Below are 9684 nucleotides of genomic sequence, written 5' to 3' on the forward strand. Positions count from 1 at the left end.
GCCGTGAGGCGGGCGATCGCTTCGGCGACGGGGAGTTCCTCGCGCTCGCCCGTGCGGCGGTCCTTCAGCTCGACGACGCCCTCGGCGGTGCGACGACCGGCGACCAGGATCTTCGGCACGCCGATCAGCTCCGCGTCCGTGAACTTCACGCCCGGCGACACGCCCGCACGGTCGTCCACCAGCACCCGGACGCCCTTCGCGGCGAGCTGCTCGGAGACCTCCAGCGCCAGTTCCGTCTGCGCGGCCTTGCCGGCGGCGACCACGTGGACGTCCGCCGGGGCGACTTCGGCCGGCCAGCACAGGCCCTTGTCGTCGGCGGTCTGCTCGGCCAGCGCGGCCACCGCACGCGTCACGCCGACGCCGTAGGAGCCCATGGTGACGCGGACCGGCTTGCCGTTCTGGCCGAGCACGTCCAGCTTCAGCGCGTCGGTGTACTTGCGGCCCAGCTGGAAGATGTGGCCGATCTCGATGGCGCGGTCCAGCTTGAGGCCGGTGCCGCAGTTCGGGCAGGGGTCGCCCTCCTGGACCACCACGACGTCCACGTACGCGTCGACCTCGAAGTCGCGGCCGGCGACGACGTTCTTCGCGTGGGTCTGGTCCTTGTTGGCGCCGGTGATCCACGAGGTGCCGGGCGCGACCCGCGGGTCGGCGATGTAGGTGACCTTCTCCAGACCCTGCGGGCCGACGTAGCCGCGGACCAGGTCCTCGCGGCCGGTGAAGTCCTCGGCGGTGACCAGCTCGACCGTGGCGGGCGCGAAGTGCGCCTCGACCTTGCCGAGGTCGACCTCGCGGTCGCCCGGAACGCCCACGGCGACGATCTCGCCGCCGACCTTGACCAGCAGGTTCTTCAGCGTGGCGGAGGCGGGCACGCCCAGCGAGGCGGCCAGCGTCTCGATGGTCGGGGTGTTCGGGGTGGGGATCTCCTCGAGGGCGGGCACCGCGGAGCCGTCGACCGGCTTGAGCTCGTAGGAGACCGCCTCGGTGTTGGCGGCGAAGTCGCAGTTCGGGCAGTCGGCGAAGGTGTCCTCGCCGGCCTCGGCCGGGGCCAGGAACTCCTCCGACTTCGAGCCGCCCATCGCGCCGGCCGTGGCGGCGCAGATGCGGTAGTCGAGGCCGAGCCGGGCGAAGATCTTCCGGTACGCCTCGCGGTGCAGGGCGTAGGACTGGGCCAGGCCCTCGTCCTCGGTGTCGAAGGAGTAGGAGTCCTTCATGCAGAACTCGCGCCCGCGCAGCACGCCGGCCCGGGGGCGGGCCTCGTCGCGGAACTTGTTCTGGATCTGGTAGAGGATGACCGGCAGGTCCTTGTAGGAGGACGCCTGGTCCTTCACCAGGAGGGTGAAGATCTCCTCGTGGGTGGGGCCGAGCAGGTAGTCGGCGCCCTTGCGGTCCTTGAGGCGGAACAGCTCCTGGCCGTACTCGTCCCAGCGGCCGGTGGCGTCGTAGGGCTCGCGCGGCAGCAGGGCGGGCAGCAGCACTTCCTGGCCGCCGATGGCGTCCATCTCCTCGCGGACGATCCGCTCGACGTTGGCCAGGACTTTCCTGCCGAGCGGCAGCCAGGACCAGACGCCGGCGGCGGTGCGGCGGACGTAGCCGGCGCGGACGAGCAGCTTGTGGCTGAGCACCTCGGCGTCGGCCGGGTCGTCGCGCAGGGTCTTCGCCATCAACCGGGACATGCGCTGGACCTGGGCCATGTTCTACAACTCCTGCTGCGTAAGGATGATGGCCCCGAGGTTAGCCGGGCGGCCCGCGACGGCGGAAATCGGTTTGCCCCCCGACGGGCGTTCGGCCCCTTCCTCCGCGCCGCCGGGCGCCCCGGTTCCTCCGCGCCGCCGGGCGCCCCGGCCGTCCCCGTCAGCCCCGGGGCAGCGGGAGCGGCGCGCCCATCACGGCGTAGGGCACGGCGGCGCTGGGGAAGTGCACGCGGCGGGCCAGGTCGGTGTAGCCGAGGGTGCGGTACAGGCGGCGGGCGGGGCTCTCCTGGTCGATGGCGGAGAGGATCGAGCGCGGCTCGGCGGCGGTGTCGGTGATGGCGGTGATCAGCGTGCGGCCGATGCCCTGCTTCTGGTGGAGCGGGTGGACGTGCAGCTCGGTGATCACGAAGGAGTCGTCCAGCCACTCGTCGTTGCCCAGGGCCCGCAGGTAGGGCTCGACCACGGTGGACCACCAGTGGGAGCGGTCGTTGGGCATGCCGTAGACGAAGCCGGCGAGCCGTCCGTCCGGGGTGGTGGCGCCGAGCGCGCGGGCGCCGGGCATGGTCATGTGTCGCTGGACGATCTGCCGGCGCACCATGATCTCGTCCTCGCCCAGGCCGAACGCCTCGGCCTGCACGGCGAGTGCCTCGTCGACCCGGGCCGACAGATCCAGGGGGGCGACCATCACGGGGCCGGAGGGGGAGTTCGGCATGCCGGGAGGGTACCCGCTGACCGCCGGGTGGCATCCGCCCGGATTCGGTCCGCCCGCCCCGGCGGTTCGGAACGGCACGCTCACGCAGGCCGAGAACGCACGCCCAGGTCAGAAGAGCACGCTCATGAAGGTGCCGGTCTCGTGGAAGCCGACGCGGCGGTAGGTCGCGCGGGCGGGAGCGTTGAAGTCGTTGACGTAGAGGCTGACCACCGGGGCGACGTCGCGCAGCGCGTAGCGCAGGACGGCGGCCATGCCGGGCGCCGCGTGACCCTTGCCGCGGTACTCGGGGGCGACCCAGACGCCCTGGATCTGGCAGGCCTGCGGGGTGGCGGCGCCGATCTCGGCCTTGAAGACGACCTTGCCCGCGTCGTCGACGTGCGCGAACGACCGTCCGGTGGCGACGAGTTCGGCGACCCGGGCCTGGTAGAGGAGCCCGCCGTCGCCGGCCAGCGGCGAGACGCCGACCTCCTCGGTGAACATGGCGACGCAGGCCGGGAGGATGGTCTCCATCTCGTCCTTGCGGATCCGCCGCACCTTCGGGTCGGGCTCCACGTCGTCCGGCATGCGGTCGGTGACCATCAGCGGCTGGCGGGCGCGGACGTCCCGGGCGGGGCCCCAGTGGGGCTCCAGGAGACGCCAGAGCTCGGCGGTGGGTCCGGCCGGTCCCACGATGGAGGAGCAGCGGCGCCCGGCGCGCCGGGCGCGGTCGGCGAAGGCCCGCACCGCGCGGGTGGTGGCGCAGATGGGGACCAGGTTGGCGCCCGCGTAGCAGAGCGAGGTGAGGATCCCGTCCTCGTACCAGCCCCACATCTCGCCGCCCAGACGCCAGGGGTCCAGCCCCGCGATCCGGACGCGCGCCGCCACGAAGGCGTTCGCGACCGGCTCGCGGTCGAGAACCGCGAGCGCCGCGTCCAGGTCGCCGGGTTCGAGAACCCTGGTGGTCGTCTGCGTCAACACGGGGAGGGCCTTGTCATACGATCTGCTGGTTTCCGCCACTGTACTTGCCGCCCGGCGGACGTGCCGCCGGGTCGGCGGGGCCGCGGATCCCTCCCCGGTGCCCCTGGCGGGGCGGTGACGCGGTCAGCCGGCGACGGAGACGGAGGGCTCGCCGGAGCCGATGCCGTCGGCCTCCATCTGCGCGGCCAGCTTCATGGCCTCCTCGATCAGGGTCTCCACGATCTTGGACTCGGGCACGGTCTTGATGACCTCGCCCTTGACGAAGATCTGGCCCTTGCCGTTGCCGGAGGCGACGCCGAGGTCGGCCTCGCGGGCCTCGCCCGGACCGTTCACCACGCAGCCCATGACGGCCACCCGGAGCGGGACCTCCATGCCCGTGAGGCCGGCGGTGACCTCCTCGGCCAGCTTGTAGACGTCGACCTGGGCGCGTCCGCAGGACGGGCAGGAGACGATCTCCAGGGTGCGCTGGCGCAGGTTGAGCGACTCGAGGATCTTGATGCCGACCTTGACCTCCTCGACCGGAGGCGCGGACAGCGAGACGCGGATGGTGTCGCCGATGCCCTGGGAGAGCAGGGCGCCGAAGGCCACGGCCGACTTGATGGTGCCCTGGAAGGCCGGACCGGCCTCGGTGACGCCGAGGTGCAGGGGGTAGTCGCACTGCGCGGCCAGCTGGCGGTAGGCCTCGATCATCACGACCGGGTCGTTGTGCTTGACCGAGATCTTGATGTCGCGGAAGCCGTGCTCCTCGAAGAGGGACGCCTCCCACAGCGCGGACTCGACCAGGGCCTCGGGCGTCGCCTTGCCGTACTTCTTCAGCAGGCGCTGGTCGAGGGAACCGGCGTTGACGCCGATGCGGATCGGCGTGCCGTGGTCCTTGGCGGCCTGCGCGATCTCCTTGACCTTGTCGTCGAACTGCTTGATGTTGCCCGGGTTGACGCGCACGGCGGCGCAGCCCGCCTCGATGGCGGCGAAGACGTACTTCGGCTGGAAGTGGATGTCCGCGATGACGGGGATCTGCGACTTGCGCGCGATCACCGACAGCGCGTCGGCGTCGTCCTGGGTGGGGCACGCCACGCGCACGATCTGGCAGCCGGAGGCCGTCAGCTCGGCGATCTGCTGGAGCGTGGAACCGATGTCGGAGGTCCGGGTGGTGGTCATGGACTGCACCGAGACGGGAGCGTCACCGCCCACCGCCACCGTTCCGACCTGGATCTGCCGGCTCTTCCGGCGCTCGGCGACCTTGGTCGGAACGGACGGCATGCCGAGTGAAATCGCAGTCATCTGCTGTGCAACCCCATGGTGTGATCAAGCTCGAGGCAGTCGAACACGCTCGAAGCGGTCAACAAGCTCCAGGCCCCGGTTGGGCTCCGGGATCCGAGATTACGGCACCGCCCGCCGCCCCGGCACGCCCGCTCCGAACAAATCCGCACAACGGCGGACGCGAAGGATCAATACGGGCGGCCGGACGGCGGGCGTCGGTCAGGAGATGCGGACCGGGTTCACCACGTCCGCGATGCCGACCAGCACGGTGAAGCAGACGAACAGGGCGGCCACCACGTACGCGGCCGGCATCAGCTTGGCGACGTCGAACGGGCCCGGGTCGGGCCGACGGAAGACGCGGGCGATGCCGCGCCGCAGGGACTCCCAGAGCGCTCCCGCGATGTGCCCGCCGTCCAGCGGGAGCAGCGGCAGCATGTTGAAGAGGAACAGCGACAGGTTGAACCCGGCCACCACGAAGACGAAGCCCGCCACCTGCTGGCTGGCCGGGATGTCCAGGGTGACGATCTCGCCGCCGACCCGGGCCGCGCCGATCACGCCCATCGGCGAGTCGTCCTCGCGGGGTCCGTCGCCGAAGGCGGCGTCCCACAGGGCGGGGATCTTGGACGGGAGGGCGATGAGGCCGTCGACGGCGTCCTCGACCCGGTCGCCCATCCAGACGATCGAGTCGCCGAAGTCCTGCCGGAACACGCCGCTGGCGGGGCTGAAGCCGAGGAAGCCGGCGTTCACGAACTCGCCGCGCACCGGCATGCCGCGGTCGTCCTTCTTGGCCACCTTGTTGGTGGTGATGTCCGCCTCGAGGGTGAGCCGCTCGCCCTTGCGGTCCACCACGATCGGGACGTCCTGCTCGCCCGCCCGGGTGCGGATGGCGTCGGAGAGGTCGTTCCACTCGGTGGTGTTCACCCCGCCGACCGAGAGGATCTTGTCGCCGGCCCGCAGTCCGGCGGCGGCCGCGGGGGCCTCCGGGTCCTTCTTCTCGCAGGTGTCGCGCTTCTCGCTGGCCGCGATCACGCACTTCTGCACCGAGCTGACCACGTTGGTCTCCTCACGGATGCCGAAGCCCATGAGGTAGACGAAGAACAGCACGACCGCCAGGATCAGGTTCATGAAGGGCCCGGCGAACATCACGATCACGCGCTTCCACGGCGTGCGCGTGTAGAACATCCGGGTCTCGTCGCCCGGCCGGATCTCCTCGTAGGCGGCCGAGCGGGCGTCCTCGATCATGCCGCGCCACGGCGAGGTGGAGCGGGCCTCGATGCGGCCGTCCTGGCCGGGCGGGAACATGCCGATCATGCGGATGTAGCCGCCGAGCGGGATCGCCTTGATGCCGTACTCGGTCTCGCCCTTCTTCCGCGACCAGATCGTCGGGCCGAACCCGACCATGTACTGCGGCACGCGGATGCCGAACAGCTTGGCCGTCGACAGGTGGCCGAGCTCGTGCCAGGCGATCGAGATCAGCAGGCCCACGAAGAAGATGACCATGCCGAGCCCGAACAACAAGATGGTGGTCATCCACGCGCCTCCGCGCTCGTCAGTTCACGCGCCCGGGCCCGCGCCCAGGTCTCCGCCTCGAGGACGTCCGGCAGCGTCAGGGAAGTTCCCGCGCTCGGCGTGCCGTGCTCCTCGACCACCCGGACGACCGTCTCCATGATGGCGGTGAACGGCAGCCGGCCGGCCAGGAACGCCTCGACGCACTCCTCGTTGGCCGCATTGAACACCGCCGGGGCCGTCCCCGCGAGCTCGCCGACGTGCCGGGCGAGGTTCACCGAGGGGAAGGCGTCGTTGTCGAGGGGGAAGAACTCCCAGGTGGACGCCGTCGACCAGTCGAAGGCGGGGGCGGCGTCCGGGATGCGCTCGGGCCAGCCGAGGCCGATGGCGATCGGCCCGCCCATGTCCGGCGGGGTGGCCTGGGCCAGCGTGGAACCGTCGGTGAACTCGACCATGGAGTGCACGTAGGACTGCGGGTGGACCACGACCTCGATGCGGTCGAAGGGGATGTCGTAGAGCAGGTGCGCCTCGATGACCTCCAGCCCCTTGTTGACCAGGGTCGCGGAGTTCACGGTGATCACGGGGCCCATCGCCCAGGTCGGATGCGCCAGCGCGTCCTCGACCGTGACGTCCGCGAGTTCGGCCTTGGTGCGTCCGCGGAACGGCCCGCCGGAGGCGGTGACCACCAGCTTGCGGACGTCGGCGCGGGTGCCGGCGGCCAGCGCCTGGAAGAGCGCGGCGTGCTCGGAGTCGACCGGGATGATCTGGCCGGGCTTGGCGACCGCCTTCACCAGCGGGCCGCCCACGATCAGCGATTCCTTGTTGGCCAGCGCCAGCGTCCGCCCGGCCTCGAGGGCGGCCAGCGTGGGGGCCAGGCCGATCGAGCCGGTGATGCCGTTGAGCACCGTGTGGCACGCGGAGGCGGCGACCTCGGCGGCGGCGTCCGGGCCCGCGAGGATCTCGGGCAGCGGCTCGGCGCCGTAACGCGCGGCCAGCGCCTCGCGCAGTTCCGCGGCCTTGTCGGCCCTGGCCACCGCGACGGTCCGCACCCGCAGCCGGTGCGCCTGCTCGGCGAGCAGGTCCACCCGCCCGCCGGCGGCGGACAGCGCGGTCACCCGGAAGCGGTCCGGGTTGCGGAGCACGAGGTCGATGGCCTGGGTGCCGATCGACCCGGTGGACCCGAGGATCACCACGTCCTTCGGTCCGTCGGACGGATCGAAGACCAGATGGGGGTCGGCGAGCGGGGCAGGGCTGTCAGTCATCCCCCCATTGTGGCCCCCGTCCGGCCGCCCGGGAGTCCGCCCTCGTGTGATTCGGGGCGGACTCCCGGGCGAACGGGTTCTACAGCGCGAGCCCGGTCATGACCAGGACGCGCTCGTAGGTGTAGTCGTCCATCGCGTAGCGCACGCCCTCACGGCCCACGCCGGACTGCTTGGCGCCGCCGTACGGCATCTGGTCGGCCCGGTAGGACGGCACGTCGCCGATGATCACGCCGCCGACCTCCAGGGCGCGGTGGGCGCGGAAGGCGGTCTGCAGGTCGTGCGTGAAGACGCCCGCCTGGAGGCCGTACGGCGAGTCGTTGACCGCGGCGAAGGCCTCCTCCTCTCCCTCGGTCCGCTGCACGGTGAGGACCGGGCCGAAGACCTCCTCGCAGGAGAGGGTGACGCCCTCGGGCACGCCGGCCAGCACGGTCGGCGCGTAGCTCGCGCCGTCGCGGGCGCCGCCGGTGAGCAGCTCGGCGCCGGCCTTCACGGCCTCGTCGACCCATGCCTCGACGCGCTTGGCGGCGTCCTCGCTGACCAGCGGGCCGACGTCGGTGGCGTCGTCGGCCGGGTCACCGGTGACCTGGGCCTCGACCTTCTCGACGATCAGCGGGACCAGGCGGTCGTACACGGCGGCGTCGGCGATCACGCGCTGCACCGAGATGCAGGACTGGCCGCCCTGGTAGTTGGAGAAGGTGGCGATGCGGGTGGCCGCCCACTCCAGGTCCTGCTCGCTCGCCCAGTCCGGGAGGACCACGGCGGCGGCGTTGCCGCCGAGCTCGAGGGTGCAGTGCTTGCGCGGCACACTGTCGCGGATGGACCAGCCGACCGGGCCGGAGCCGGTGAAGGAGATGACCGGCAGGCGCTCGTCCTGGACCAGGGCGGGCATCCGGTCGTTGGGCACGGTCAGCACGGACCAGGAGCCGGCCGGCAGGTCGGTCTCGGCCAGGATCTCGCCGAGGACCAGGGAGGAGATCGGGGTGGCCGGGGCGGGCTTGAGGATGATGGGCGCGCCGACGGCGATGGCCGGGGCCACCTTGTGGGCGCTCAGGTTGAGCGGGAAGTTGAACGGCGCGATGCCCAGCACCACACCGCGCGGGACGCGGCGGGTCAGGGCGAGACGGCCGGTGCCGCCCTGGTCGGTGTCCAGCCGCTGCGCCTCGCCGGCGTTCCAGCGGCGGGCCTCCTCGGCGGCGAGCCGGAACACGGAGATCGCGCGGCCGACCTCGCCGCGGGCCCACTTGACCGGCTTGCCGTTCTCGGCGGAGATCAGCTGCGCGATCTCCTCGGTGCGCTCGGTGAGGCGGCGCGCCACGTGGTCGAGGGCGGCGGCGCGGACGTGCGCCGGGGTGGCGGCGAACTCGTCCCGCACGGCGTGGGCGGCGGCGACGGCCTCCTCCACCTGGGCCTCGGTGGGGACGCTGACGGTCCCGACGGTCCGGCCGTCGTACGGGTTGGTGACGTCGAACGTCTCGTCGCCGGTGGCCTCGCGGCCGGCGATCCAGAAGGCATGGGAGGTCATGCGTCCACGGTAGGCGGGCCCGGGGCCGTCCCGACCTGGCCACCGTGGAGCAGCCCGGCGCCCATTTGCTCCGAAGCGGCGAACGGTCCGGCGCCGGCCGGCCGGCGCTCACCGCTGCGCGCGCGGGAGCCCTGCGGCAGGCCCGGGCGCACTACATTGAGGCCCGGTACATGTGACGTCACGCAGCGCACCTGGGGGCCCGATGGACACCGACGGCAAGCCGGACACCCACTCCGTCCACCCACCACGCCCTCGCCACGCACCCACCGTCGAGGCGGCGCCGGCCGGCGCCGCGTTCCTCGACTGGCTGCGTACCCCGCGCCCGGAGGCGGCCCCCGGCATCTGGCGGTTCGGGCACCGGCCGCGGCCGGACGAGGAGCCGGAGACGACCCCGGCCCGGCAGCTGGTGACCGGGGCGGTGATCTCGTTCCTGGTGGGCTGGCTGGTCTGGTCGTTGCTGTGGAACGGCTACCTGGGCGGCTGGTGGCTGCTGCCGCTGTGGGCGATGGTGCCCGAGTCCTGGGCCGAGCCGCACTCGATCGCCTCGGTGGTCGTCGTCTACGCCTACTACGCGCTGGTCGGCGGCGTCATCCTGGTGACGGTGGCCCGGCTCGGCCGCTGGGCGGAGCTGTGGCGGCGGTTCGGGCCGCCGGCCTGGCGCCCGCGCCGGCCCGCCGAGGCCGTCGCCCCCCGCTCCCCCGACGAGGATCCCGCGGGGTTCCCGGAGCTGCGGGCCGCCGGCTCGCCGGAGGCCTTGGCCGCCGCGGACCGGCT

The 9684-nt window shown here is 72.3% G+C and carries 7 protein-coding genes and 1 pseudogene; 1 reads left to right on the forward strand and 7 read right to left on the reverse strand.

Features of this window, described 5'->3' with window-relative positions:
* From ACOV8S_RS12905 to ACOV8S_RS12935, 7 genes are all read right to left on the reverse strand, one after another.
* A partial coding sequence (locus ACOV8S_RS12905; protein ID WP_448317973.1) for a proline--tRNA ligase occupies positions 1–1691 on the reverse strand: 1691 nt, incomplete at its 3' end.
* A gap of 160 nt (positions 1692–1851) precedes the next feature.
* Positions 1852–2403 (reverse strand): GNAT family N-acetyltransferase, encoded by a 552-nt coding sequence (locus ACOV8S_RS12910; RefSeq protein WP_448317974.1) that lies wholly within the window; start codon positions 2401–2403, stop codon positions 1852–1854.
* Between the two features lie 108 nt (positions 2404–2511).
* The gene (locus tag ACOV8S_RS12915) at positions 2512–3360 is read right to left on the reverse strand and encodes a GNAT family N-acetyltransferase (protein WP_448317975.1); all 849 of its coding nucleotides are present in this window, start codon (positions 3358–3360) and stop codon (positions 2512–2514) included.
* Between the two features lie 123 nt (positions 3361–3483).
* On the reverse strand, positions 3484–4641 hold the full coding sequence (ispG, locus tag ACOV8S_RS12920; protein ID WP_351117232.1) for a flavodoxin-dependent (E)-4-hydroxy-3-methylbut-2-enyl-diphosphate synthase: 1158 nt from the start codon (positions 4639–4641) through the stop codon (positions 3484–3486).
* Between the two features lie 198 nt (positions 4642–4839).
* Entirely contained in the window at positions 4840–6135 is a 1296-nt protein-coding gene (locus ACOV8S_RS12925; RefSeq protein ID WP_448318841.1) for a M50 family metallopeptidase, read from the reverse strand.
* Positions 6136–6146: 11 nt separating this feature from the next.
* Positions 6147–7388, reverse strand: coding sequence for a 1-deoxy-D-xylulose-5-phosphate reductoisomerase (gene dxr, locus ACOV8S_RS12930; protein WP_351117231.1), 1242 nt, complete (start codon positions 7386–7388; stop codon positions 6147–6149).
* A gap of 79 nt (positions 7389–7467) precedes the next feature.
* A complete protein-coding gene (locus ACOV8S_RS12935; RefSeq protein ID WP_448317976.1) occupies positions 7468–8910 on the reverse strand; it encodes an aldehyde dehydrogenase family protein in 1443 nt (480 codons plus the stop codon).
* A 202-nt stretch (positions 8911–9112) separates the two neighbouring features.
* On the opposite strand from ACOV8S_RS12935, the pseudogene ACOV8S_RS12940 reads away from it, so the two are divergent.
* Positions 9113–9684 (forward strand): annotated as a pseudogene (locus ACOV8S_RS12940) (ATP-binding protein); the annotation flags it as partial.

Source organism: Streptomyces sp. CO7, from assembly GCF_053474865.1.